Origin of the sequence: Streptomyces harbinensis (assembly GCF_900116145.1) — a bacterium.
Classification (GTDB): Bacteria; Actinomycetota; Actinomycetes; order Streptomycetales; family Streptomycetaceae; genus Streptomyces; species Streptomyces carpaticus.
Map to the genome: position 1 here is coordinate 308356 of NZ_FPAB01000006.1, position 24829 is coordinate 333184.

Annotated in this window: 17 protein-coding genes and 2 rRNA genes; 7 read left to right on the forward strand and 12 right to left on the reverse strand. The window is 72.6% G+C overall.

Annotated features, from left to right (window positions below):
- Positions 1–94: 94 nt before the first annotated feature.
- The 3 genes from BM385_RS19030 to BM385_RS19040 form a co-directional block, all read right to left on the reverse strand.
- Positions 95–5068: an NAD-glutamate dehydrogenase gene (locus tag BM385_RS19030; protein ID WP_093843795.1), complete on the reverse strand. Its 4974-nt coding sequence runs from the start codon at positions 5066–5068 to the stop codon at positions 95–97.
- A 283-nt stretch (positions 5069–5351) separates the two neighbouring features.
- Positions 5352–6041: an HAD family hydrolase gene (locus BM385_RS19035; RefSeq protein ID WP_093843796.1), complete on the reverse strand. Its 690-nt coding sequence runs from the start codon at positions 6039–6041 to the stop codon at positions 5352–5354.
- A gap of 40 nt (positions 6042–6081) precedes the next feature.
- A complete protein-coding gene (locus BM385_RS19040; protein WP_093843797.1) occupies positions 6082–6543 on the reverse strand; it encodes a DUF6912 family protein in 462 nt (153 codons plus the stop codon).
- A gap of 117 nt (positions 6544–6660) precedes the next feature.
- On the opposite strand from BM385_RS19040, the gene BM385_RS19045 reads away from it, so the two are divergent.
- Positions 6661–7170 (forward strand): Rv3235 family protein, encoded by a 510-nt coding sequence (locus tag BM385_RS19045; protein ID WP_107407827.1) that lies wholly within the window; start codon positions 6661–6663, stop codon positions 7168–7170.
- 142 nt (positions 7171–7312) lie between these two features.
- Here the strand turns inward: BM385_RS19045 and secA are convergent, their stop codons facing one another.
- The gene (gene secA, locus BM385_RS19050; RefSeq protein WP_093843798.1) at positions 7313–10105 is read right to left on the reverse strand and encodes a preprotein translocase subunit SecA; all 2793 of its coding nucleotides are present in this window, start codon (positions 10103–10105) and stop codon (positions 7313–7315) included.
- A gap of 123 nt (positions 10106–10228) precedes the next feature.
- Here secA and BM385_RS19055 point away from each other — a divergent pair, with 123 nt between their 5' ends.
- The gene (locus tag BM385_RS19055; RefSeq protein WP_093843799.1) at positions 10229–11449 is read left to right on the forward strand and encodes a winged helix-turn-helix domain-containing protein; all 1221 of its coding nucleotides are present in this window, start codon (positions 10229–10231) and stop codon (positions 11447–11449) included.
- A gap of 9 nt (positions 11450–11458) precedes the next feature.
- Here BM385_RS19055 and BM385_RS19060 read toward each other — a convergent pair whose 3' ends face one another.
- The 6 genes from BM385_RS19060 to mtrA all read right to left on the reverse strand — a co-directional run bounded on the left by BM385_RS19060 (position 11459) and on the right by mtrA (position 18354).
- Positions 11459–12247 carry a response regulator gene (locus tag BM385_RS19060; protein ID WP_175543039.1) on the reverse strand — a complete coding sequence of 263 codons (789 nt, stop codon included), beginning with the start codon at positions 12245–12247 and terminating at the stop codon, positions 11459–11461.
- 140 nt (positions 12248–12387) lie between these two features.
- Positions 12388–13086 carry a ribosome hibernation-promoting factor, HPF/YfiA family gene (gene hpf / locus BM385_RS19065; protein ID WP_019435189.1) on the reverse strand — a complete coding sequence of 233 codons (699 nt, stop codon included), beginning with the start codon at positions 13084–13086 and terminating at the stop codon, positions 12388–12390.
- 157 nt (positions 13087–13243) lie between these two features.
- Positions 13244–13966 carry a ComF family protein gene (locus tag BM385_RS19070; RefSeq protein WP_037756385.1) on the reverse strand — a complete coding sequence of 241 codons (723 nt, stop codon included), beginning with the start codon at positions 13964–13966 and terminating at the stop codon, positions 13244–13246.
- Positions 13967–14015: 49 nt separating this feature from the next.
- Positions 14016–15881 (reverse strand): LpqB family beta-propeller domain-containing protein, encoded by a 1866-nt coding sequence (locus tag BM385_RS19075; RefSeq protein WP_139275205.1) that lies wholly within the window; start codon positions 15879–15881, stop codon positions 14016–14018.
- Complete coding sequence (gene mtrB, locus BM385_RS19080; protein ID WP_093843802.1) at positions 15871–17676, reverse strand: MtrAB system histidine kinase MtrB; 1806 nt, start codon at positions 17674–17676, stop codon at positions 15871–15873. Before mtrB ends, BM385_RS19075 begins: the two co-directional genes overlap by 11 nt.
- Positions 17677–18354 (reverse strand): two-component system response regulator MtrA, encoded by a 678-nt coding sequence (mtrA, locus tag BM385_RS19085; RefSeq protein WP_019435185.1) that lies wholly within the window; start codon positions 18352–18354, stop codon positions 17677–17679.
- A 194-nt stretch (positions 18355–18548) separates the two neighbouring features.
- Here mtrA and BM385_RS19090 point away from each other — a divergent pair, with 194 nt between their 5' ends.
- Genes BM385_RS19090 through BM385_RS19110 form a run of 5 tightly spaced genes read left to right on the forward strand, consistent with a single transcriptional unit; the run spans position 18549 to position 24152 of the window.
- Positions 18549–19802, forward strand: a complete 1254-nt coding sequence (locus BM385_RS19090; RefSeq protein ID WP_093843803.1) for a DUF7544 domain-containing protein — start codon at positions 18549–18551, stop codon at positions 19800–19802.
- Positions 19803–19841: 39 nt separating this feature from the next.
- Positions 19842–20534, forward strand: coding sequence for a DUF4129 domain-containing protein (locus tag BM385_RS19095; protein WP_019435183.1), 693 nt, complete (start codon positions 19842–19844; stop codon positions 20532–20534).
- Positions 20531–21865, forward strand: a complete 1335-nt coding sequence (locus BM385_RS19100; RefSeq protein ID WP_093843804.1) for a DUF4350 domain-containing protein — start codon at positions 20531–20533, stop codon at positions 21863–21865. Before BM385_RS19095 ends, BM385_RS19100 begins: the two co-directional genes overlap by 4 nt.
- Positions 21862–22845, forward strand: a complete 984-nt coding sequence (locus BM385_RS19105) for an AAA family ATPase (RefSeq protein WP_019435181.1) — start codon at positions 21862–21864, stop codon at positions 22843–22845. The genes BM385_RS19100 and BM385_RS19105 overlap by 4 nt, the downstream gene beginning before the upstream one ends.
- Entirely contained in the window at positions 22845–24152 is a 1308-nt protein-coding gene (locus BM385_RS19110) for a DUF58 domain-containing protein (protein WP_019435180.1), read from the forward strand. The genes BM385_RS19105 and BM385_RS19110 overlap by 1 nt, the downstream gene beginning before the upstream one ends.
- A 322-nt stretch (positions 24153–24474) precedes the next feature.
- Here the strand turns inward: BM385_RS19110 and rrf are convergent.
- Both rrf and BM385_RS19120 read right to left on the reverse strand, forming a co-directional pair.
- A 5S ribosomal RNA gene (gene rrf, locus BM385_RS19115) occupies positions 24475–24591 on the reverse strand.
- 52 nt (positions 24592–24643) lie between these two features.
- Positions 24644–24829: ribosomal RNA gene (locus tag BM385_RS19120) — 23S ribosomal RNA — on the reverse strand; the annotation flags it as partial.

The following is a 24829-nucleotide window of genomic DNA, read 5'->3' on the forward strand; positions in this document are numbered from 1 at the left end:
GGACAGGAGCGTAGCGGCAAAGGGGCGGCCGGCGCCTGAGTACGGGTACTCAGGTGCCGGCCGCCCCAGGTGCCGTCCGGCGCGGCGGTGCCGGTCAGCGGTTGCTGCGCAGCAGCGTCCGCATGGTCCGCATCGCCACCGACAGGTTCGCCAGATCGAAGGAATCCGAGGACTGGATCTCGCGCAGCGTGGCCCGCGCCCGGGTGAGGATCGCCGCGTGCCGGCCGGCCCAGGCCGCGTACAGTTCCTCCGGCCCGGCCTCGGCCTCGCCCGCCGCCAGGACGTCGGCCGCGATCAGCTGGTGGGCCGCGTAGAGGTCCTCGCGGATCGCGGTGCGCGCCATGGACTGCCAGCGGTCGGCCCGCGGCAGTTCGCTGATGCGGTCCTGGAGCTGGGAGATGCCGAGCTGGTCGCTGAGGTGGTAGTACACCTCGGCCACGTCGAACAGTTCACGGCCGCTGCGGTCGGCGACCGCCACGATGTCCAGGGCGGAGAACGCCGCCGAGAACCCGGCCACCTGCTGGGCCAGGTCCGCCGGGACGCCGTTGTCCACCAGCTCGTCGAACATTTTGCCGTGCCATTCCAGGTCCTGGCCGCGCAGCAGCTTCGGCAGCTCGGCCCAGACCCGGCCGACCCGCTCCTCGAAGAGTTCGATGGTGTCGGCCAGCTGGAGCGGCTGCGGCCGGTTGTTGAGCAGCCAGCGCGCGCCGCGCTCGACCAGCCGGCGCGAGTGCAGCCGCAGCCGGGTGACGACGTCGGCGGCGACCTGGTTGTCGAGCCGTTCGGCCGCGTCCCAGATGGCGTTGAGGCCGAAGATCGCCCGCGACGCGGTGTGCGCGCGGATGATCTCCTCGGTGGAGGCGCCGCTCTCCTCGCCCATCCGCTGGACGAACGAGCTGCCGCCGGTGTTGACGGTGTCGTTGACCAGCAGGGTGGTGATGATCTCGCGGCGCAGCGTGTGGCCCTCGATGCGCTCGGGGAACCGCTCGCGCAGCGCGGTCGGGAAGTACTGCGCCAGCAGCCGCTTCACGTACGGGTCGTCCGGCAGGTCGCTGCCGATGAGGTCGGCGGTGACCGAGAGCTTGGCGTAGGCGAGCAGGACGGAGAGTTCGGGCTGGGTGAGGCCCTTGCCGGCCGCGCGCCGCTCCCAGATCTCCTCGTCGTCGGGCAGGAACTCCAGCGCCCGGTCCAGCCGCCCGTCGGCCGTCAGCTTGCGCATGAGCCGCTGGTGGGCGAGGAGCAGCCCGGGGGCGTTGGCCTCGCTGTTGGAGAGGGCGACGTTCTGCGCGTAGTTGTTGCGCAGCACCAGTTCGGCGACCTCGTCGGTCATGGCGGCCAGCAGGGTGTTGCGCTGCTTGATCGTCAGATCGCCGCCGGCGACCAGCGAGTTCAGCAGGATCTTGATGTTGACCTCGTGGTCGGAGGTGTCCACGCCGGCGCTGTTGTCGATGGCGTCGGTGTTGCACCGGCCGCCGGACTGGGCGTACTCGATCCGGCCGCGCTGGGTGAGGCCGAGGTTGCCGCCCTCGCCGATGACGCGGGCGCGCACGTCGCGGCCGTCGATGCGGATGGCGTCGTTCGCCTTGTCGCCGACGTCGGCGTGCGTCTCGGCGGAGGACTTGACGTACGTGCCGATGCCGCCGTTCCACAGCAGGTCGACCGGCGCCTTGAGGATCGCCTTCATCAGCTCGGCCGGGGTCATCGACACGATGCCGGGGCTGATGCCGAGGGCGGTCCGCACCTGCGGGGTGATGGCGATGGACTTGGCCGAACGGGCGTGGATCCCGCCGCCCTTGGAGAGCAGTTCGGTGTTGTAGTCGGCCCACGAGGAGCGCGGCAGGTCGAACAGCCGCTGCCGTTCCGCGTAGCCGGTCGCCGCGTCCGGGTCGGGGTCGAGGAAGATGTGCCGGTGGTCGAAGGCGGCCACCAGCCGGATGTGCCGCGACAGCAGCATGCCGTTGCCGAACACGTCGCCGGACATGTCGCCGATCCCGGCGACGGTGAAGTCCTGGGTCTGGGTGTCGTGGCCCAGCTGCCGGAAGTGCCGCTTGACGGACTCCCAGGCGCCGCGCGCGGTGATGCCCATGCCCTTGTGGTCGTAGCCGGCCGAGCCGCCGGAGGCGAACGCGTCGCCGAGCCAGAAGCCGTAGGACTGCGCGACCTCGTTGGCGATGTCGGAGAAGGTGGCGGTTCCCTTGTCGGCCGCGACCACCAGGTAGGTGTCGTCGCCGTCGTGCCGCACGACGTCGCGCGGCGGGGTGACCTTGCCGTCCACCAGGTTGTCGGTGATGTCGAGCAGGCCGCTGATGAACGTCTTGTAGCAGGCGATGCCCTCCGCCAGCCAGGCGTCGCGGTCCTCGGCGGGGCTGGGCAGCTGCTTGCCGACGAAGCCGCCCTTGGCGCCGACCGGCACGATCACCGTGTTCTTGACCTCCTGCGCCTTGACCAGGCCCAGGATCTCGGTGCGGAAGTCCTCCTTGCGGTCCGACCAGCGCAGCCCGCCGCGCGCGACCTTCCCGAACCGCAGGTGGACGCCCTCGACCCGGGGCGAGTAGACCCAGATCTCGTAGGCGGGGCGCGGCTGCGGCAGGTCGGGGATGGCCTGCGGGTCGAGTTTGAGGGAGAGGTACGGGTGCGGGTTGCCCTCGTCGTCGAGCTGGAAGTAGTTGCAGCGCAGGGTGGCCTTGATGACGGTGAGGAACGCCCGCAGGATGCGGTCCTCATCGAGGTTGACGACCTGCTCCAGCGCGCCGTCCAGCTCCTCCAGCAGGCCGTCGGTCAGCTCGCGTCCGGCGCTGATGCGCTGCGGGGAGAGCCGGGCCTCGAACAGCGAGACGAGCAGCCGGGTGGTGTGGACGTTGCGGCGGAGGGTGGCCTCCATGGTCTCCCGGGCGAAGCGGGCGCCGGCCTGCCACAGGTAGCGGGAGTAGGCGCGCAGCACCATGGCCTGCCGCCAGGTGAGTCCGGCGGAGATGACCAGGGCGTTGATGCCGTCGTTCTCGGTCTGCCCGGTCCAGGCGGCGGCGAACGCCTCCTGGACGCGTTCGCGGGCGTCGCCGCCGAGCAGCGGGGCCAGCGGTTCGGGGATGCGCAGCCCGAAGTCGTAGATCCAGGCGGTGGCGCCGTCGGTGGGCCGCAGTTCGTAGGGGCGCTCGTCGACGACCTCGACGCCGAGGTGCTGGAGCACCGGCAGGACGGCGGAGAGCGAGACGGGTTCGCCGCGCCGGTAGATCTTGAAGCGGCGTTCGCCGGTCGCGGCGCCGACGGGCTCGTACAGGTTGAGGGCGAAGTCGGCGCCGGGTTCGCCGGGCCGCAGCCCGAGGACGTACTGGAGGTCGGCGACGGCGGCGCGCGGCGGGAAGTCCGCCTTGTAGCCCTCGGGGAAGGCGTTGTAGTAGCGGCGGCCCAGCTCGGCGGCCTGCTCCTCGCCGCACTCGGCGAGGAGCGCGTCGGTGAAGCCGTCGCTCCAGGACCGGGACGCCTCGGCCAGCCGGGCCTCGATGCGGTCGATGTCCGTCTCGGTCAGCTCGGGCAGTTCGGTGCCGGGTTCGACGCGGATGACGAAGTGCAGCCGGGAGAGCACCGATTCGGTGTTCCAGGCGGTGAAGTCGACGGAGGATCCGCCCAGTTCCTCGGTGAGGATGTCGATGAGGCGGATGCGTACCGAGGTGGTGTACCGGTCGCGCGGCAGGTAGACGAGCGCCGAGTAGTACCGGCCGTACTCGTCCTGGCGCAGGAACAGCCGCAGCCGGCGGCGTTCCTGGAGGTGCAGGACGGCGGTGGCGATGGAGCGCAGTGTCTCGACGCCGGTCTGGAAGAGTTCGTCGCGCGGGTAGGTCTCCAGGATCTGGAGCAGGTCGCGTCCGCTGTGCGAGTCGGGCGCGAAGCCGGCGGCCGACAGCACTTCGGAGACCTTGCGGCGGATGACGGGCACCCGGCGCACGGACTCGGTGTAGGCGGCGGACGAGAACAGGCCGAGGAAGCGCCGTTCGCCGATGACCCGGCCGTCCGCGTCGAACTTCTTCACCCCGATGTAGTCGAGGTAGGAGGGGCGGTGCACGGTGGCGCGGCTGTTGGCCTTGGTGAGGATGAGCAGCCGGGGCTCGCGGGCCTTGGCGCGCGCGGAGGGCGACAGCCGGGCGAAGGCGGGCGAGGCGGAGGGGTTCAGCGGCTCGGGGTAGGCGGGGTGGCCGTCGGGGTAGTGCTGCGGGTCGGAGCGCAGGATGCCCAGGCCGCTGCCGGGGACGGCGCGCAGTTCGTCGTGCTCGGCGCCGTCGTGCCGGGTCAGTTCGTACTCGCGGTAGCCGAGGAAGGTGAAGTGGTCGGCGGCCAGCCAGCGCAGCAGTTCGCGGGCCTCCTCCACCTCCTGGGTGCGCAGTTCGTCGGCCCCGGGCTCGGCGGGCAGTTCGTCGGCGATGCGCAGCGCGGCGCCGCGCATCTTCTGCCAGTCCTCGACGGCTTCGCGCACGTCGCCGAGGACGCGGCGCAGGTCGGTCTCGATGCGGACGAGGTCGTCGCGGTCGGTCTCGCGGTCGATCTCGACGTGGATCCAGGACTCGGTGACGGCGTCGTCGGGGAGTTCGGCCGGGTCGTAGGTGGTGGCGGCGGGGCCGAACGGGTCACGGCCGGCGTCGAGGACTTCCAGCAGCTTGCCGGTGACGTCGCGGCGCACGATCACCTGGGGGTGGATCACGATGTGGATGCCGCGTTCCTGGCGGGACAGTTCGTTGGTGACCGAGTCCACCAGGAACGGCATGTCGTCGGTGACGACTTCGACCACCGTGTGGCTGCACGTCCAGCCCATCTCGTCGACCGTGGGGGTGTAGACCCGCACATTGGCCGTGCCCTGCGGGCGGGTGGCGGCGAGCCGCAGATGGGCGCGGGCGGCGCCGTAGAGGTCGACGGGCTCGCGTCCGCTGACGTCCTCGGGCGAGATGTACTGGTAGTACCGCTGGAGGTAGGCCGAGAAGGCCGCGGCGTCCATGCCGGCCGGGCCCTGCTCCCCCACCCCTACCTCGGCGGCCTGTGCCAGCCGCGCGGCTTTGGCTTCATCCAGCTTGGTGTGCATGTCCTCAGGCTCCTGTCGCGCGCCGTTGCGTGACGTCGGGAAACGGTCACCGGGCAGCGCTCGGTCTCACGTGACGGATGCTCCCGGCAGAACGGATCAGTGGCGGACCTCGCCCCGTGAACCGGGCCCCGAGGGGAGGCGGCACCGCCTCCTGCCGATATCGCACTGATCACGTAGGCAAGGCTATCGCCCCCGATGGGACGAGCGGATGAGAACGGTGTGAACAAAATCGCAGTACAGGGCCGGGTCGGGGCGCACGGCGCGCCGCGCGACCCGGCGCCGCTCATGCGGCCAGTTCCGCTGCCAGGGCGACCGCGTCCGCGAGGCTGTCCACGACGGGGACCCCGGCGCGTTGGAGGCTGCGGCGGCTGTGCGATCCGCCTGTATACAACACGGCGTGCGCCCCGATGTGCGCGGCGGCCAGCGCGTCGTCGGTGGCGTCGCCGATGACGACGGTGCGCTCCGGGGGGACGGAGCCGAGGGCGGCCAGGTGACGGGCCATCTGCTCGGCCTTGCCGGTCCTGTTGCCCTCGCCGGTGCTGCCGTCGACGCGGGTGAAGTGGCCGGCGATGCCGAGCCGGGTGACCAGCGGGGTGAGCTGGTCGTGCAGGGCGAGGGAGCACAGCGACTGGGTGTGGCCGGCGCGCTGCCAGGAGAGCAGCAGGTCGGTGGCGCCCTCGGTGAGCGCGGCGCGGCCGGCGTGCTGGGCGTAGTGCCGCTGGAAGGCGCCGTCGAGCCGTTCCCACTCGGGGCCGCTCAGCTCGCGGCCGAGGAGACGCTGGTAGAAGCGGGGTATGGGGACGCAGTACTCGTCGCGGTAGCGCTCCACGGTGATGGGTCCGGCCTCGAAGACGGCGAGGCAGGCGTTGACGGACTCGACGACGACGTCGGTGTCGTGCAGGAGGGTGCCGTTCCAGTCCCACACGATGTGGGCGGCCCGGTGCGGGGCGGCGGTCTGGGTGTCCACAAGCATGGTTCCGACGGTACGGGGCGGCGCCGGGCGGTGCGAGCCGTTAAGGGAGGAGGTGGGGGATCTCCTGGACGCCGTACCAGAGCAGTTCGTGGCCGGGGTCGTCGGCGTCCGTACCGCCTGCGAGGGCGGCGGCGATGTCGGGTTCGGCGGTGGCGGAGTCGAGGTGGACGGCGGCGAGCCGGGCCAGCGGGACGGGCGCGGTGAGGATGACGGCGCCGGGTGCGCCGGGGTCGGTGCCGGGTACGACGGCGCGGTCGGGGACCTCGGCGGCGAGGACGACACGGCGCCGGGGCGCGGCGGGGTCGGCGGCGAGCAGCCGCAGCGAGGCGTCGGCGGCTTCGCCGAGCGCGGCGTACTCCAGTTCCTCCTCGTCCGCGTCCCCTCCGTACCAGGCGCGCAGCGCGGGGGTGACGGCGACGGCGGCCAGCGGCGCGGGTCCCCGTTCTCCCGTCCGGTGCAGGGCGGCGAGCCCGGGGAGGGTGAGGGGGAGGTAGACGCGCATGGACTGCCGCTTTCATCACAGGACTTGACGGGTGCGATCCCAGGGTACGCCTTGCCGCTCCGCTGTCGGCTGACTACACTGCGTCATAGTTACTCGTGAGTAGATACAGGGGGCGGCGTGCGTACCACCACCGGGCCGAGCAGGATCGACCGACGCCGCCGTACCGGTGCGGGGCCCGCGCCCCGCACCCGGCGCACCGACTCCCGGCGCCCCGGCGTACCGCTGCCCCGCAGGGGCGGCACCGCCGTCGGGCCGCCGCGCTGGTTCGCCGAACGGCTGCTGCTGATCCTCAGCGGGCGCCGGCCCGTCCACCTGCTGATGGGCCACACCACGCCCGAGGCGTACGAGGCGCTGGCCCGCGCCGCCGACCATCCGCCGCTGGGCAGCTGGGGCATCCCGGTGCTGCGCCGGGTGGACGCCACCAGCCCGGCCTCCGGGGTGCTCGAAGCGTTCGCCCGGGTGACGGAGGGCGACCGCACCCGGGCCATCGCCTTCCGCCTGGAGGAGGCCGCCCCGGGCAACTGGCGGTGCGCGGCGCTGGAGCTGGACACGATGCACCCCGGGCACCAGGACCCGCCGCATCCCACCGCCCCGCCCGCCCGCCGCATCGACGGCAGCCGCCGCTGAACCGGCCGGGCCGGCCGGGCCGGGAACAGCGGCCCGGCACCGCAACACCGCCCCCGTACACCGCCCCCGCACGCCGGAGGGGCGGCGGTACCGGCTTCCGCCGGCCCCGCCGCCCCTCGTCACCGCTGCCGCGGCCCGTGCGTCACTTCTTGCGGCGCCGGCCGCCCTTCTGGGCCTTCCGGCGGTCCGCCCGGCCACCCGTCGCCGGCTGGTCGCCACCGGTGACGACATCGCTCTCCACGACACCGCCCTCGCCGTCCACCGACGGCGCCGACAGCCGCAGCCGGTCCGCCCGCTTCGGCGCTTCCAGGCCCTTGGCCAGGATCTTCGGCGCCGCACCACCGGCAGCACCACCGGCCGCCGCGCCCGGCGCCGCCGCCTGGACCGGCACCTGCTCGACCTTCCGCTCCACCTGGACCTCCAGGTTGAACAGGTAGCCGACCGACTCCTCCTTGATCCCGTCCATCATGGCCGTGAACATGTCGAAGCCCTCGCGCTGGAACTCCACCACCGGGTCACGCTGCGCCATCGCGCGCAGACCGATGCCCTCCTGGAGGTAGTCCATCTCGTACAGGTGCTCGCGCCACTTGCGGTCCAGCACCGAGAGCACCACGCGCCGCTCCAGCTCCCGCATCACCTCGGAGCCCAGCTCCTCCTCGCGGGCGTCGTACTGCTTGTGGATGTCCTCCTTGATGGACTCCGCGATGAACTCCGGCGTCAGCCCGTCCCGGCCGCCCGCCTCGTCCTCCAGGTCCTCCACCGAGATCTTCACCGGGTAGAGCTGCTTGAACGCGCCCCACAGCCGGTCCATGTCCCACTCCTCGGCGAAGCCCTCCACGGTCTCCGCCTGGACGTAGGCGTCGATGGTGTCGTCCATGAAGAAGCGGATCTGCTCGTGCAGGTCCTCGCCCTCCAGGACCCGGCGGCGCTCGCCGTAGATGACCTCGCGCTGCCGGTTCAGCACCTCGTCGTACTTGAGGACGTTCTTGCGGATCTCGAAGTTCTGCTGCTCGACCTGGCCCTGCGCGGAGGCGATCGCCCGGGTCACCATCTTGTTCTCGATCGGCACGTCGTCGGGCACATTGGCCATCGCCATGACCCGCTCCACCATCTGCGCCTTGAACAGCCGCATCAGGTCATCGCCCAGCGACAGGTAGAACCGCGACTCGCCCGGGTCGCCCTGACGTCCGGACCGGCCGCGCAGCTGGTTGTCGATACGCCGCGACTCGTGCCGCTCGGTGCCCAGGACGTAGAGCCCGCCCAGCTCCTTGACCTCCTGGAACTCGTCCTCGACGGCCTTCTCGGCCCGCTCCAGCGCCTGCGGCAGCGCCGCCGCCCACTCCTCGACGTGCTCCACCGGGTCCAGGCCGCGCTTGCGCAGCTCCGCCTCGGCGATGTCGTCCGGGTTGCCGCCGAGCTTGATGTCGGTACCGCGGCCGGCCATGTTGGTGGCCACCGTGACCGCGCCCTTGCGGCCGGCCTTGGCGACGATCGCCGCCTCCCGCTCGTGGTTCTTCGCGTTCAGCACCTCGTGCCGCACCCCGCGCTTGTTCAGCTGCTGGGACAGGTACTCCGACTTCTCCACCGACGTCGTACCCACCAGCACCGGCTGCCCGGTGCGGTGCTTCTCCACGATGTCCTCGACCACCGCGTTGAACTTGGCGACCTCGGTGCGGTAGATCAGGTCCGCCTGGTCGACCCGCGCCATCCCCCGGTTGGTCGGGATCGGCACCACACCCAGCTTGTAGATCTGGTGGAACTCGGCGGCCTCGGTCATCGCCGTACCGGTCATGCCCGACAGCTTGCTGTACAGGCGGAAGTAGTTCTGGAGGGTGATCTTGGCGAGCGTCTGGTTCTCGTCCTTGATCTTCACCCCCTCCTTGGCCTCGATGGCCTGGTGCATGCCCTCGTTGTAGCGGCGGCCCGCGAGGATACGGCCGGTGTGCTCGTCGACGATCACGACCTCGCCGTCGATGACGACGTAGTCCTTGTCGTTCTTGTAGAGCTCCTTGGCCTTGATCGCGTTGTTGAGGTAGCCGACCAGCGGCGTGTTCACCGACTCGTACAGGTTGTCGATGCCCAGCCAGTCCTCGACCTTGCTGACCCCCGCGTCATGGATGGCGACCGTGCGCTTCTTCTCGTCCACGTCGTAGTCGCCGGTCTCCGGCTGCTGCCGCGAGGGCACCGCCGCCTCGCCCTTCTCCAGCCGCTTGACCAGCTTCGCGAAGTCCGCGTACCACTTCGTCGCCTGGTCGGCGGGGCCGGAGATGATCAGCGGGGTCCGCGCCTCGTCGATGAGGATCGAGTCGACCTCGTCCACCACCGCGAAGTTGTGGCCGCGCTGCACGAGTTCGTCCTTCGACCACGCCATGTTGTCGCGCAGGTAGTCGAAGCCGAACTCGTTGTTCGTGCCGTAGGTGATGTCGCACGCGTACTGCGCCCGCCGCTGCGCCGGGGTCATCCCGGCCGTGATGCAGCCGACCTCCAGGCCCAGGAAGCGGTGGACGCGGCCCATCCACTCCGAGTCGCGCTGCGCCAGGTAGTCGTTGGTCGTGATCAGGTGCACGCCCTTGCCGGACAGCGCGTTCAGATACGTGGGCAGCGTACCGACCAGCGTCTTGCCCTCACCGGTCTTCATCTCCGCGACATACCCGAGGTGCAGCGCTGCGCCCCCCATCAGCTGCACGTCGTAGTGCCGCTGGCCCAGCACCCGCTTGGCGGCCTCCCGGACCGTGGCGAACGCCTCGGGGAGCAGATCGTCGAGCGACTCGCCCTGGGCCAGGCGCTCCTTGTACTCGTCGGTCAGCGCCCGCAGCTCCGCGTCGGAGAGATCAAGGAAGTCCTCTTCAATGGAATTCACCTGAGCGGCGATGCGGTGCAGCTTGCGCAGGATCTTGCCTTCGCCTGCACGCATGAGCTTGTTGAAGACGGACACGAGGGCTGGTCTCCTTGGGTCGGGCCTGCTGGGACGCGGGCACAGCGAGAATGGCCCCGCCGCACCGGCCATGGTATGCGAGCGCCGACGCGACTGTCAGTGGTCGGCCCTACGATCGCCACCATGACTGTTGCTCCTGCCCGCCTGACCGCCGATGAGGCCCGCCGGATCGCGCTGCGCGCCCAGGGACTGCTCGGCGCGGTGGACCGCCGGGCCGGGGTGCGCGGCGTCCTGCGCCACCTCGGTCAGATCCAGCTCGACACCATCTCGGTGCTGGCCCGCTCGCACGAACTGCTGCCGTACGCGCGGCTGGGCGCGGTCGGCCGGCAGGCGGTGGAGGAGGCGTACTGGTCGGGCGGCACCTCGTTCGAGTACTGGTCGCACGCCGCGTGCGTGCTGCCCATCGAGGAGTGGCCGCTGTTCGCCTTCCGGCGCCGCGCCTTCCGCGCGCGCGAGTCCTGGTACCACGGGCTGCCCGAGGGCGTGTACCAGCGGGTCGTGGACCAGCTGCGCGCGGAGGGCCCGCTGACCGCCACCGAGCTGGGCGGCGCGAAGAACGGCGGCCCCTGGTGGGACTGGAGCGACGCCAAGGTCGCCGTCGAGCGGGCACTCATGTTCGGGGAGGTGGTGTGTGTCGAGCGCCGCGGCTGGAAGCGGGTGTACGACCTGGCCGAGCGGGCCGTCCCCGACGCGCTGCTGCACGACGACCTGGACGACGCCGCCTGTCTGCGCCGGCTGGTCGCCCAGGCGGGCGCCGCGCTCGGCGTGGCCACCCAGGCCGACCTGGCCGACTACCACCGGCTGAAGACCGCCCAGGTCGCCTCGGTCGTCGCGGACTCCGGCCTGGTGGAGGTCACGGTGGACGGCTGGGCCCCGGCGGGCGGACGCGCGGAGGGCCGGCACCGGGTCTGGGCCGACCCGCGGGCCCTGGAGAGCGCGCCGCGCGGCCGGCACCGCACCACGCTGCTCTCCCCGTTCGACTCGCTGATCTGGGACCGCGCCCGCACCGAGCGGATCTTCGGCTTCGTGCACCGGCTGGAGGCGTACGTGCCCCGGCCGCGCCGCGTCTACGGCTACTTCGCCATGCCCCTGCTGTCCGGCGGCCGGCTGCTGGGCCGGGTGGACCCGGCCCGCGAGGGCGCCACGCTCGTCGCCCGGCACGCCGCGTTCGAGGGCGGCCCCGAGCGGGCCGCGAAGTCGGTGCCGGCGATGGCCGAGGCCCTGGTGGAGGCGGCGTCCTGGGTGGGCGCCGAGGCGGTCCGGGTGGAGCGCACCACCCCCGAGGAGTTGCACGTCCCGCTGGAACGCGAGCTGGCCGCGGCCTTCCGCGCCGCCTACCGGTAAGGGGGCGTTCTAGCCGGTCTCCAGATCCAGGATCTTCTCCCGCATCGCGTACACCACGGCCTCCATCCTGGAGTGCAGCTGCAGCTTCTCCAGGATGTTGCGCACATGGTTCTTCACGGTGTTCTCGGAGATGAACAGCGCCTTGGCGATGTCCCGGTTGTTCTTCCCGGTGGCCACCAGCTTCAGCACCTCCAGCTCCCGGTCGGTGAGCTTGGGCGCCGGGACCAGCCGCCGCTCGTCGGTGCGCTGGATCATCGACTTGAACTCGGTGAGCAGCTTGGCCGCCATCGACGGGCTGATCTGCGACTGACCGTCCGCCACCGCCCGGATCGCGGCGGTCACCTCGTCGGTGGAGATCTCCTTCAGCAGATACCCGGTCGCCCCGGCCTTGATCGCGTCATAGAGATCGGCTTCCTCGTCGCTGATCGTCAGCATGATGATCCGCGCGCTGGGGGCCACCTCCTTGATCGAGGTGCACGCCTCGATCCCGCCCCGGCGCGGCATCCGCACATCCATCAGCACGATGTCGGGCAGCAGGTCGGCGGCCTTCTCCACGGCCTCGGCGCCGTCCCCGGCCTCCCCGATGACCTGGATGTCCTCCTCCTGCGCCAGCACGATCTCCAGACCGCGCCGGAACAGCTCGTGGTCGTCCACGACCAGCACCCGGATCGGCTCCCGGCGGGTGGGCACACCGTCCATACCGTCCGTACTCTCCGTCTCCGGCGCGCCGTCCGGCAGGACCCGCCGCTCCCGCGCCGGCCCGGTGCGGGGCATCACGGGTCCGAAGCCGTCCACCATCGTCGTATCCCCCTGCACAGGCCGGTACCGCCCACCGGACAACGGATGGCCACCGTAAGCCGGTTGGCACGCCCATGATTCCATGACGGACGCCCCCGCCGGATCCACGATCCGGCCCGGGGGCGCCCCTCGGAGCGGCCTCAGCCGCCCAGCACCGCTCCCGCGCCGACCGGGGCCTGCTCGGCCAGCGGGTCACCCTCCAGGTGGATCACGCCGTAGTCGTACCCGTGCCGCCGGTAGACCACGCTCGGCAGCTTGGTGTCGATGTCCACGAACAGATAGAAGTCGTGGCCCACCAGCTCCATCTCCTCCAGCGCCTGTTCCAGCGACATGGGGGCGGCCGTGTGGGTCTTCTCCCGGACGACGAGCGGCCCGTCGCCCTGGACGACGATCGAGCCCGCGCGGCGCACCGGCACCGCGGGCTCCTCCGGCTCCCGTGGGCCGACCTCCAGCTCGCCCTCGTCGTTGATCACCGCCGCGTCGCGGACGGCCGCCCCCACCTCACTGGCGGGGATGCGCCCCTTGCCGCGACGGCACTTGCGCTTGTCGTGCTGCCTGCGCAACCGGGCTTCCAGCTTCTCGACGGCCAGGTCGAGCGCGCCGTAGGGATCGGCCGCCGACGCCTCGGCGCGGACCACGGGCCCGCGGTGGCGCAGGGTGATCTCCACCCGGTCGGAACGGTCTGCCTGGCGTGGGTTGTGCTCCTTGGACACTTCCACGTCGAGGCTGGTCACCTTGCCGTCGAATTTCTGGATGCGGTCCAGCTTCAGCTTGTCGGCCACGTGCCGCCGGAATCGCTCCGGCACCTCGGTCTTGCGGCCCTTGACGACGATGTCCACGCAGAACTCCGTTCCCGGAACGCCCCGCCTGCGCCGGCGAAGCGGCTCCCTTGGTACAGAACGAATATGAACTTTTACGGTGGTTGGTACCACCACGCCTTGTTTCGAACGTACCTCCAATGGCGCACTCTCGGCACCCTTACCAACGCGTAGTTCCCTACCCACGTTCCCCAGGGGCACTCCGTGTCCCCGCGACCACCGCCGCGCCCAGCAGCCGGCCGCCCGCCGCCCGGACCGCCCGCGCGGCCTCGGCCAGGGACGCCCCGGTGGTCACCACGTCGTCCACCAGCACCACCGGATCACCCGCCGGCAGCGCCCGGCCACCCTCCGCCGTCAGTGCGCCCGCCAGATTGGCCCTGCGTGCCCCCGCGCCGAGACCCGCCTGATCGGCCACCGCCCGCGTCTGCCGCAGCACCGGCAGCACCCGCACCGCGCACCCCTCGCGCCGCAGCCTCGCCGCCGCGGCCAGCGCGATCCGGCGCACCGGGTCGTGCCCGCGCCGCGCGGTGGCCGCCCGCGCCGACGGCACCGGTACCAGCGCCAGCACCCGGCCCGTACCCGGCCGCGCCGTCCGGTCGCCGTCCGCCCGCACCGCCCCTACGCTCAGCGCCAGCGCCCGGCCCAGCGGCGCGGCCAGGGACAGCGCGCCCCGCTCCTTGTGCGCCAGCAGCACGGCCCTGGGCGGCCCCGCGTACTCCACCGCGGCGTACACCACCGGAAGCCCCGCCGGCTCCGGCACGGGCCGCACGGGGCGCGGCACGGCGCCCGCCCCGCACAGCAGGGCCCGGCAGCCCCCGCACAGCACCGCCCGTGCCGTACCGCAGCCGGCACAGACGGCGGGCAGCACCAGGCCGCCCAGCTCCCGCCACAGGCCCCGCAAGGTCTCCACCGCTCCACCGTCCCGCCCGCGCGGGCCGGGTTCTCCGGCCCTACCCCGGGTAGAACGGCGCGGACCCCCGATCGGTCACCAGCTTCCACTGGCTGCGGTCCTGGAGCCGGACGATCCGGTCGCCGGTCTCGGCCAGCAGCGGCAGCGTGTCGTTCTCGGACGCGGCCACCCCGGTCACATCGTTGAGGCCAGGGGTGTTGGAGGACGCCACCGGCGACCCGTCGGTGCCCAGGTACTGCAACTGCTCCGCGCCGTCGGCCGGGCGGCCCACGACCACCAGCCGGCTGACCCCGGCCCACGAGAGGGCCGTCACCTTCTCCAGCACCGGCGTCACCGCGCGCAGCCCCTGCACCGACACCTCGACGGCCTCCCCGACGGCGGCGCGGTGGATCCGCCCCAGCCACAGCGTGGAGGTGTCGTCGTCCCCGGCCAGCAGCATCGCGATCCGCACACCGTCCGAGGAGACCCGCACCGATTCGATGTACCGGCCGGCCGGCAGGTCCGGCACCGGCACCTCCTGCGGGGTGCCCACCCCGCCCGACAGCCGCAGCAGCCGCGGGTTCGCCGGGTCGCGGTCGGCGACCCACAGATCGCCGAGCCCGTCCCAGCTGGGCCGGGACAGCCCGGCCTCCGCGCCGGGCGCGGCGCTCAGCGGCAGCGCCTCGGGCACCGGGTCGGTGCCCCACATCTCGGTGACCAGCAGCGCGGTGCCGTCCTCGGTGACCCCGGCGGCCCGGTTCTCGTCCCGGCTGACCGCCGCCTCCCGCAGCGGCACCGTGCCCTGCCCCAGCGCCCCGGTGACCGGCTGCGGCTCGGCGTCCACGTCGGGCACGGTGATCAGCCGGTCCTCCTCGTCCAGGTAGTACGAGCTGCCCGAGCGCGCGTCCAGCAGGCCGGGCGCCAGGTTCTTCGCCTCGGCCCGGGAGAGCGCGCACAGCCGGGTGCCGGCGGGGTCGGTCAGCCGTACCTCGGAGACCTCGCCCGAGTACTGCGCCTGCACGGTGTGCAGCAGCTGCGCTCCCATCAGCTCGCAGCGGTCGCGGTTCACCCCGGGGTCCACGCCGGTGAGGGCCACCGTCAGCACCCCGGAGTCCATGACGATGGCGTTGCGCTCCGGGACCAGCCCGGCCTCCTGCGGGAACTCGGTGCGCGCCACCGGCGCCAGCCACTCGCCGGGGCCGGACAGCAGCTCGCCGACCGCCTCCCCGATGGGGTCGATGCGCCACCGTACGTAGATCGGGTCGGCGACCAGCGTCTGGCCCAGCTCCCCGGCCTTGCCGGACTCGGGCCCCAGATCGGCGTAATAGAACGTGTTCACGGAGTGGTAGTTGCGCTGGAAGTCGGCCGCGCTCATCACGAGCCCGTCCGGCAGCTCGTCGATCCGCCACTCGCCCTCGACCCGCTTCAGCCGGAACGACGCCTGGTAGGCACCCTCCTGCGGGGTGTAGCCGTGCGCGGTGTCCACCGTCGCCAGCAACGTGCCGCTCAGCTCCACCACCGCCGTCTGCGCCACCTGCTCGGCGCCCGCGTCCTGCCCCTCGCCCGGCTGCTCGCCCTCCGGGAGCCGGCTGGTGGTGTCCGGCCCCGACGCCAGCACCGTCGTACTCGCGAACGGGTCCCACACCTGCTGCCGCTGCGGCGTCAGATACTCGCGCGCCGTGTCGAACTGCGCCTCGTCGCTGGTGATCGCCTCCAGGAAACCCCGGACGATCTGCTGCTGCGTCGCGTTCTCCTGCGGCGAGACCCCGAAGATCCGCACCGGCGACTCGTTCTCCGCCCGGTCAGCCGTCTCCACCCGCTGCACCGGACCGCTGGAGGGCATCGAGGCGCAGCCGCCCACCAGCAACCCGCCGGCCAGCAGCAGCCCCAACGACCGCACACCCCCGCGCCACCGCTCACCTGCCACGGCCACTGTCCTCCCCGGGCTCCGCCGTCCGGCCGGCCGGCGCACCGGCCCGCGCCTGCGTACCGCCCCGGCCCTGCGCCGGGATCGCCGCCACCCGCCGCGCGTCCGCCGGCTCCAGCGGCAGCGGGGAACCGCGCAGCACGCCGCCCGCCGCCTTCGGCAGCGTCAGCCGGAACTGCGCCCCGCGGCCCGGCTCGCCCCACGCCTCCAGCCGGCCGCCGTGCAGCCGGGCGTCCTCGATCGCGATCGACAGGCCGAGCCCGGTGCCCCCGGTGGTACGGGCCCGGGCCGGGTCCGCCCGCCAGAACCGGTTGAACACCCGCTCCGCCTCGCCCTCGCCGAGCCCGATCCCGTAGTCGCGCACCGCGAGCGCCACCGCCGTACCGTCCTCGCCCTCCGCGAGCCGCACCACCACGTCACGGCCCTCGCCGTGCTCGATGGCGTTGACCACCAGATTGCGCAGCACCCGCTCGATCCGCCGCGCGTCCACCTCGGCCACCACCGGCCGCTCCGCGCCGCGCACCAGCAGCCGGCTGCCCTTGCGCTCCGCCAGCGGCTCCGCGCCCTCGACCACCCGGTGCACCACGTCCCGCAGATCGCTGTGGTCCGCCTCCAGGCTCGCGGCGCCCGCGTCGAACCTGCTGATCTCCAGCAGATCCGCAAGCAGCGACTCGAACCGCTCGACCTGCCCCAGCAGCAGCTCCGCCGAGCGCGCCGTCACCGGGTCGAACTCCTCGCGCGCCTCGTGGATGACCTCGGCCGCCATCCGCACCGTCGTCAGCGGGGTCCGCAGCTCGTGCGACACATCCGACACGAAGCGGCGCTGCATCCGGGAGAGTTCCTCCAGCTGGGAGATCTTCAGCTGGAGATTGCGGGCCATCTTGTTGAACGACTCACCGAGCCGGGCGATGTCGTCCTCGCCGGAGACCTTCATCCGCTCCATGAGCCGCCCGGCCGCCAGCCGCTCGGCGATCCCGGCCGCCATCCGCACCGGCGTCACCACCTGCCGCACCACCACCCAGGCGATCGCGCCCAGCAGCACCACCAGGAAGATCCCGGCCGTCGCGATGGTCCCCATCACCAGGCTGAGCGACTTCTCCTCCTGCGTGAACGGGAAGAGGTAGTACAGCTGGTACTGGCCGTTCTCGTTGTCCGTCAGCCGCCGCCCCACGATCAGCGCCGCCTCGGAGCTGCCGTCCGGCCGCACGATCGTCCCGTACTGCCGGTGCGTGGCCGGATCGCGGTCCAGCGCCTGCCGCAGCTCCGCCGGGATGCTCTCCTCCGGCCGGATGTCGGCCGAGGCCCGCGGCCCGCGCAGCGCCGGGCCCGCCTCACTCACGAACGGGGTGGACGACAGCTGCGAGCTGAGCGCCACCACCGAGTACACGCCCTGGCCGCCGGACGCCAGCTGCTCCACGATCCCGGTGATCCACGACCCCGGATCGACCGCCTGCCCCGCCCCCGGGTCCGAGCTGTCCGGCGCGCTGGCGGCCAGATCCTCCGCCACCGCGAACCCGCCGTCCGCCTGGCTGATCGCCGTCTGCCGCTTGGCCTCCAGCAGACCGTTGCGCACCTGCCCCATGACGACGATGCCCAGCACGAGCACCACCGCCACCGACATCAGCAGCGTGGTCGCCACCACCCGCAGCTGGATATTGCGGCGCCACAGGCGCAGCACCGGCAGCAGCGGGCCACGCGCCCACCGGCCGAATATCCGTATCGCGGGCTGCGCCCGGCCGCTCGTCGCCCCTTCGGGGAGCAGCCGGGATCCACGCCGCCACAGCCGGGTGCCCACCTAGGCAGCCCCGGCCTTGTACCCGACCCCCCGTACGGTCACGACGATCTCCGGGCGCTCCGGGTCCTTCTCGACCTTGGAGCGCAGCCGCTGCACATGCACGTTCACCAGGCGGGTGTCGGCCGCGTGCCGGTACCCCCACACCTGCTCCAGCAGCACCTCGCGGGTGAACACCTGCCACGGCTTGCGGGCCAGCGCCACCAGCAGATCGAACTCCAGCGGGGTCAGCGAGATCGTCGCCCCGCCGCGCTTCACCGAGTGCCCGGCCACATCGATCACCAGATCGCCGATGGCCAGCTGCTCGGGCGCGGGCTCCTCGGACCGGCGCAGCCGCGCCCGGATCCGTGCCACCAGTTCCTTGGGCTTGAACGGCTTCACGATGTAGTCGTCCGCGCCGGACTCCAGGCCGACGACGACGTCCACCGTGTCGCTCTTCGCCGTGAGCATGACGATCGGCACACCGGATTCACCCCGGATCAGCCGGCACACCTCGATGCCGTCCCGTCCGGGCAGCATGAGGTCGAGCAGCACCAGGTCCGGCTTGATCTCCCGGAAGGCCGCCAGCGCCTTGTCGCCATCTGCCACGAACGACGGTTCGAATCCCTCGCCGCGCAGCACGATGCCCAGCATCTCCGCCAGCGCGGTGTCGTCATCGACGACGAGTACGCGTCCCTTCATGCCTTCATCATCCCATCCCCTGATCGTGACTTCCCCGAACGTGATCTGGAACACATCCCGAGCGGGCCGCTGTCCAGCCGGGTACGGGAACTACCACGGCCCGCAGCACCCGGCGGACCACCGTGGCACCATGAGCATCCAGATCCCGTTGAATCGACAAACACCCAGCGATACGAGCGTAGGAGTACGAAGCCGTGAGTGACGCGCCAGGCTGGACCTCGCCCGGCTCCCAGCCGCCCGAGCAGGACCCGGACCGCACCACGGCACCCGCTCCGCCCCCGCACCAGCAGCAGCCGCAGCAGCCGCAGCCGCAGCCGCAGCCGCAGGGCTGGACGGCCGGCCCCGGCGTCCCGCCCCAGCCCGGCCCGCAGGCCCCGTACGGACAGCAGGGCCCGTACGGCCAGCAGCCGCCGTACGGGCAGCAGCCCGGCTACGGCCAGCAGCCCCCCGCCGGCTGGGGCGCACCGCCCCCCGCCTGGGGCCCCCGCGAGTACGCCGCCAAACCCGGCGTCATCCCGCTGCGCCCGCTCGGCCTCGGCGAGATCCTCGACGGCGCCGTCTCCACCGCCCGCGCCCACTGGCGCACCGTCCTGGCCATCTCCCTCGGCATCGCCGTCGTCATCCAGCTGCTCTCCAGCGTCGCCATGAAGCTGTGGCTCTCCGAGAACTCCGGCTTCGCCGCCCTGGAGAACAACCCCGACCCCACCACCGAGGAACTCCGCGACGGCCTCGCCGACCTCGGCGCCTTCTCCTCCGTCGCCGGCATCGCCACCCTCATCGGCAGCGTCCTGGCCACCGCCATGCTCACCATCGTCGTCAGCCGCGCCGTCCTCGGCCGCAGCGTCACCCTCGGCGAAGCCTGGGACGACTCCCGCCGCCAGCTCCACCGCCTCCTCGGCCTCACCCTGCTCACCGGCCTCATCGTGGTCGCCGCCGTCGCCGTCCCCGTCCTCCTCGGCGTCCTCCTCGGCAGCCCCCCCATCGCCATCCTCGGCCTCATCGGCGGCATCGTCCTCGCCGTCTGGCTGTGGGTCCGGCTCTCCCTCGCCGCCCCCGCCCTGATGCTGGAACGCCAGGGCGTCTTCACCGCCCTGCGCCGCTCCTACAAGCTCGTCAGCGACTCCTGGTGGCGCATCTTCGGCATCCAGCTGCTCATCACCGTGCTCGTCACCATCGTCGCCGGCATGCTGGACATCCCGTTCACCGTCATCGCCGAAATCGTCGGCTCCGACGGCGGCTTCGACAGCTTCATCAGCGGCTCCCTCAGCGACCTCACCTGGACCTACCTGCTGATCTCCGGCATCGGCGCCGTCATCTCCTCCGCCATCACCCTCCCCATCAGCGCCGGCGTCACCGCCCTCCTCTACATCGACCAGCGCATCCGCCGCGAAGCCCTCGACCTGGAGCTGGCCCGCGCCGCGGGCATCACCCCCCAGCCGGGAAGCTGACACCATGCGGGGGGACGGGCCGACGGGGAGAGCGACACCATGAACAGCACCGGCACGGCCATGGCCATGGCCCACACCCTGGCCACGGCCGGCGACAGCGCGACGGAACCACCCCTCACCATCGGCCGCGAGGCCGCCCGCGAGGCGGCCGAACGCGAACTCTCGAAACAGATCTACGCCGAACACGAACCCGGCCTCGTCCGCCGCGTCTTCACCTGGGTCATCGACCGCGTCTTCGGCGCCCTCGAATCCGTCGCCTTCCACGCCCCCGGCGGCTGGCTCGGCCTGCTGATCATCGCCCTCCTCGCCATCGGCCTCCTCCTCGCCCTCCGGCTGCGCCTCGGCGCCCTGCGCACCGCACGCGGCGCCGCCACCGGCGCGCTCTTCACCGACCGCCCCCGCACCGCCGCCGAACACCGCGCCGCCGCCGAACACTTCGCCCAGGCCGGACAGTGGGACCAAGCCGTCCAGGAACAGCTGCGCGCCCTCGTCCGCTCTCTCGAAGAACGCGCCCTCCTCGACACCCGCCCCGGACGCACCGCGGGCGAAGCCGCCGACGAAGCCGCCCGCGTCATGCCCGCCCTCGCCCCCCGACTGCGCGCCGCCGCCACCACCTTCGGCGCCGTCACCTACGGCGGACGCCACGCCACCCCCGCCGACCACCACGAACTGCGCGACCTCGACACGACCGTGCTGCGCACCAAGCCCGACCTCACCGGAGCCGCCCGATGACCGCCACCGGCACCGGCCCCGGCACCGGCCCCGCCACCACCGCGCCCGCGACCGCGACCGGCGACACCCCCGGCACGGGCACCGGCAGCTCCGTCTCCCCCACCGCCCGCCGCATCTGGCTCCGCAGCCGCGGCCTGCTCGTCGCCGCCGCCGTCCTCGTCCTCACCGGCCTCGTCCTCGCCCTGCTCCGCTCCGGCGACAACAGCGCCCTCCACCCCTCCTCCGCCGCCCCGCTCGGCAGCCGGGCCATCAACCAGCTCCTCACCGACCACGGCGTCGACATCACCGTCGCCACCACCTCCGAGGAAGCCCTGGCCGCCCTCCGCCCCGGCACCACCCTCCTCATCACCCACCCCGAAGACTTCACCCCCGAACGCCGCGAGACCCTGCACCGCGCGACCCAGCGCACCGGCACCCGCACCGTCCTCGTCGCCGCGGGCCCCGGCACCACCGCCGTCTTCGCCCCCGGCACCGAGGCCATCGGGCACCTCCCCACCGGCGAACTCGACCCCGGCTGCACCACCGATCTCACCGACCGCGCCGGCAGCGCCCAACTCGGCGGCTACGGCTACCTGCCGCCCACCGACCCGGCCACCGACCCCACCACCCTCGCCTGCTACCCGTACGAGGGACTGCCCACCCTCCTCACCCTCGACGCCGGCGCCCCCACCGAAACCGTCCTGCTCGGCGCCCCCGACATCCTCCACAACCAGAGCCTGGCCGACCACGGCAACGCCTCCCTCGCCCTCCAGCTCCTCGGCGCCCGCGACCACCTCGTCTGGTACCTGCCCACCGGCGCCGAAGCCCCCGGCTCCGACGACGAACGCAGCCTCACCCAGCTCATGGCCCCCGGCTGGCGCTGGGCCGCCCTGCAACTCGCCATCGCCGCCGCCCTCGCCGCCTTCTGGCGCGGCCGGCGCCTGGGCCCCGTCCTCACCGAACGGCTCCCCATCACGGTGCGCGCCGCCGAGACCACCGAGGGCCGCGCCCGGCTCTACCACCGCAACGGCGCCCGCGACCGCGCCGCCGACGCCCTGCGCACCGCCGCCCGTGGCCGGCTCGCCCCCCGCGTGGGCCTCCCCGCCGCAGCCGCCCACACCCCCGACACCCTGGTCCCCGCCCTCGCCGCCCACACCGGGCAGCCCGGCCACGACCTGCACCAGCTCCTCTTCGGCCCGCCACCCGCCGACGACCCCGCGCTCGTGGCCCTCGCCGACGCCCTCGACGCCCTGGAAAACCGCCTCACCCCCGACCGCCCCGAGACCACCGACACCACCAAGACCAGCGACACCACCGACACCACCGACACCGCGAAGGACCCGCGCCAGTGACCAGCCCGACCGGACCCGCCGAGCCCGCCCCCGCCTCCCCGCGCACCGCCCTGGAAGCCCTGCGCGGCGAGATCGGCAAGGCCGTCGTCGGCCAGGACGCCGCCGTCACCGGCCTCGTCGTCGCCCTGCTCTGCAAGGGTCACGTCCTCCTCGAAGGCGTCCCGGGCGTCGCCAAGACCCTGCTGGTCAAGACCCTCGCCACCGCACTCGAACTCGACACCAAGCGCGTCCAGTTCACCCCCGACCTGATGCCCTCCGACATCACCGGCTCCCTCGTCTACGACACCCGCACCGCCGAGTTCTCCTTCCAGCCGGGCCCCGTCTTCACCAACCTCCTCCTCGCCGACGAGATCAACCGCACCCCGCCCAAGACCCAGGCGTCCCTCCTGGAGGCCATGGAGGAACGCCAGGTCTCCGTCGACGGCACCCCCCGCCCGCTGCCCGAGCCCTTCCTCGTCGCCGCCACCCAGAACCCCGTCGAGTACGAGGGCACCTACCCCCTCCCCGAAGCACAGCTCGACCGCTTCCTCCTCAAGCTCACCCTGCCGCTGCCCACCCGCGAGCAGGAAGTCGACGTCCTCAACCGGCACGCCGCCGGCTTCGACCCCCGCGACCTCGGCGCCGCCGGCGTCCGCACCGTCGCAGGCCCGGACGAACTCGCCGCCGCCCGCGCCGAGGTCGCCCAGGTCACCGTCTCCCCCGAGATCAGCGGCTACGTCGTGGACCTCTGCCGCGCCACCCGCACCTCCCCCTCCCTCGCCCTCGGCGTCTCCCCGCGCGGCGCCAAGGCCCTGCTCTCCACCGCCCGCGCCTGGGCCTGGCTCTCCGGCCGCACCTACGTCATCCCCGACGACGTCAAGGCCCTCGCCCTGCCCACCCTCCGGCACCGCGTCCGGCTGCGCCCGGAGAGCGAGATGGAGGGCATCACCGCCGACACCGTCATCAACGGCCTCCTCGCACACGTCCCGGTTCCCCGCTGATGGCCCTGACCGGACGCACCGCCCTCATCGCCGCCCTCGGCGCGCTGATCGCCGGGCTGCTGCCCGGCTGGACCGGCATCGCCGTCGTCGGCCTGCCCCTGCTCGCCGCCATCGGCTACGACCTGCTGCGCGCCGCCCCGGTCCGTACGCTGCACCTCTCCCGGCCCGCCACCCAGTCCATCCGGCTCGGCGAGACGGCGGACGTCGAACTGACCGTCACCAACCCGTCGGGCCGGGACCTCCGGGCGGAGCTGCGCGATGCCTGGCCGCCCAGCAGCTGGCAGCCCGGCGGCGCGTACGCGGCCTCCCGCCACCGCCTGACCGTCCCCGCCGGCGAACGCCGCCGCGTCACCACCGTGCTCCACCCCACCCGCCGCGGCGACCGGCAGGCGGCCCGGGTGACCGTACGCTCCCACGGGCCGCTCGGACTGGCTGCCCGCCAGGGCAGCCACCACGTCCCCGGTACGGTGCGGGTCCTGCCGCCGTTCAGCAGCCGCAAACACCTGCCGTCCAAGCTGGCCCGGCTGCGCGAACTCGACGGCCGCACCAGCGTGCTGCTGCGCGGCGAGGGCACCGAGTTCGACAGTTTGCGCGACTACGTGCCCGGCGACGACATCCGCTCCATCGACTGGCGGGCCACCGCCCGCCAGTCCGCGGTCGCCGTCCGCACCTGGCGGCCCGAACGCGACCGCCATCTCCTGCTCGTCCTGGACACCGGCCGCACCTCGGCCGGCCGGGTCGGCGACATCCCGCGTCTGGACGCGGCGATGGACGCCACCCTGCTGCTGACCGCGCTGGCCGCCCACGCCGGCGACCGCGTCGACCTGCTGGCCTTCGACCGCCGCACCCGCGCCTCGGTACGGGGCCGCACCGGCAAGGACGTGCTGCCGGCCGTGGTCCAGGCCCTGGCCCCGCTCGAACCGGCGCTGATCGAGAGCGACATGAACGCCCTGGCCACCGCAGCCCGGGCCGGCGCCCCGCGCCGCTCCCTGATCGTGCTGTTCACGTCCCTGGACACCGCACCGGTGGAGATGGGACTGCTCCCGGTGCTGCCGCAGCTGACACAGCGCCACACGGTGCTGGTCGCGGCGGTGGCGGACCCCCGGATCGAGGAGATGCGCACGGCCCGGGGCACCGCCCCCGCCGTGTACGAGGCGGCGGCAGCGGCCCAGCACGAGGCCGAACGCCACCGGACGAAGGCCCGGCTGGCCCAGCTCGGCGTCACGGTGGTGGAGGCCCCGCCGGCCGATCTCCCCCCGGCGGTGGCGGACGCCTACCTGGCGCTGAAGGCCGCCGGCCGCCTCTGACCATCTCCCGGAGGGGAAAGGCGCGGAGGGGCGGCCCGCTCAGCCGGACAGCCGCTCCCCTCCCCCGCCCCGGCAGTCCCCCGGAACGCTCCCCCGTCACGGTGGTGGAGGCCCCAGCCCCCAGCCCTCGGCCGGCGCCCGGTACGACCCGTCCCGTGGCTTCCGGGGCACGTTCTTCCTCTTCTCGGGCTGGTGGTGATACGCCACCGAGCCGGCCCCCGTCCCGCTTTCCCCGTTCCCGGGAATGGGGGAAAGAAATGTCCCCACAAACGCAAGTGAGCCCTACCGGATATCCGGTAGGGCTCACTTGCTATCAATAATTGTTCGGCGGCGACCTACTCTCCCACACGGTCCCCCATGCAGTACCATCGGCGCTGGAAGGCTTAGCTTCCGGGTTCGGAATGTAACCGGGCGTTTCCCCTCCGCCATGACCACCGAAACACTAAAAGGTTGTCATCGAAGAAAAAATTTCACAGTGGACGCGAGCATCTGAGGACAAGCCCTCGGCCTATTAGTACCAGTCAACTCCACCTCTCACAAGGCTTCCATATCTGGCCTATCAACCCTGTCGTCTACAGGGAGCCTTACCCCATCAAGTGGGTGGGAGCCCTCATCTCGAAGCAGGCTTCCCGCTTAGATGCTTTCAGCGGTTATCCCTCCCGAACGTAGCCAACCAG

Coding starts and splice junctions, on each gene's coding strand:
- BM385_RS19030 (WP_093843795.1), bottom strand. CDS start 5,068: ATGCACACCAAGCTGGATGAAGCCAAAGCCGCGCGGCTGGCACAGGCC.
- BM385_RS19035 (WP_093843796.1), bottom strand. CDS start 6,041: ATGCTTGTGGACACCCAGACCGCCGCCCCGCACCGGGCCGCCCACATC.
- BM385_RS19040 (WP_093843797.1), bottom strand. CDS start 6,543: ATGCGCGTCTACCTCCCCCTCACCCTCCCCGGGCTCGCCGCCCTGCAC.
- BM385_RS19055 (WP_093843799.1), top strand. CDS start 10,229: ATGACTGTTGCTCCTGCCCGCCTGACCGCCGATGAGGCCCGCCGGATC.
- BM385_RS19060 (WP_175543039.1), bottom strand. CDS start 12,247: ATGGTGGACGGCTTCGGACCCGTGATGCCCCGCACCGGGCCGGCGCGG.
- mtrA (WP_019435185.1), bottom strand. CDS start 18,354: ATGAAGGGACGCGTACTCGTCGTCGATGACGACACCGCGCTGGCGGAG.
- BM385_RS19095 (WP_019435183.1), top strand. CDS start 19,842: ATGAACAGCACCGGCACGGCCATGGCCATGGCCCACACCCTGGCCACG.
- BM385_RS19100 (WP_093843804.1), top strand. CDS start 20,531: ATGACCGCCACCGGCACCGGCCCCGGCACCGGCCCCGCCACCACCGCG.
- BM385_RS19110 (WP_019435180.1), top strand. CDS start 22,845: ATGGCCCTGACCGGACGCACCGCCCTCATCGCCGCCCTCGGCGCGCTG.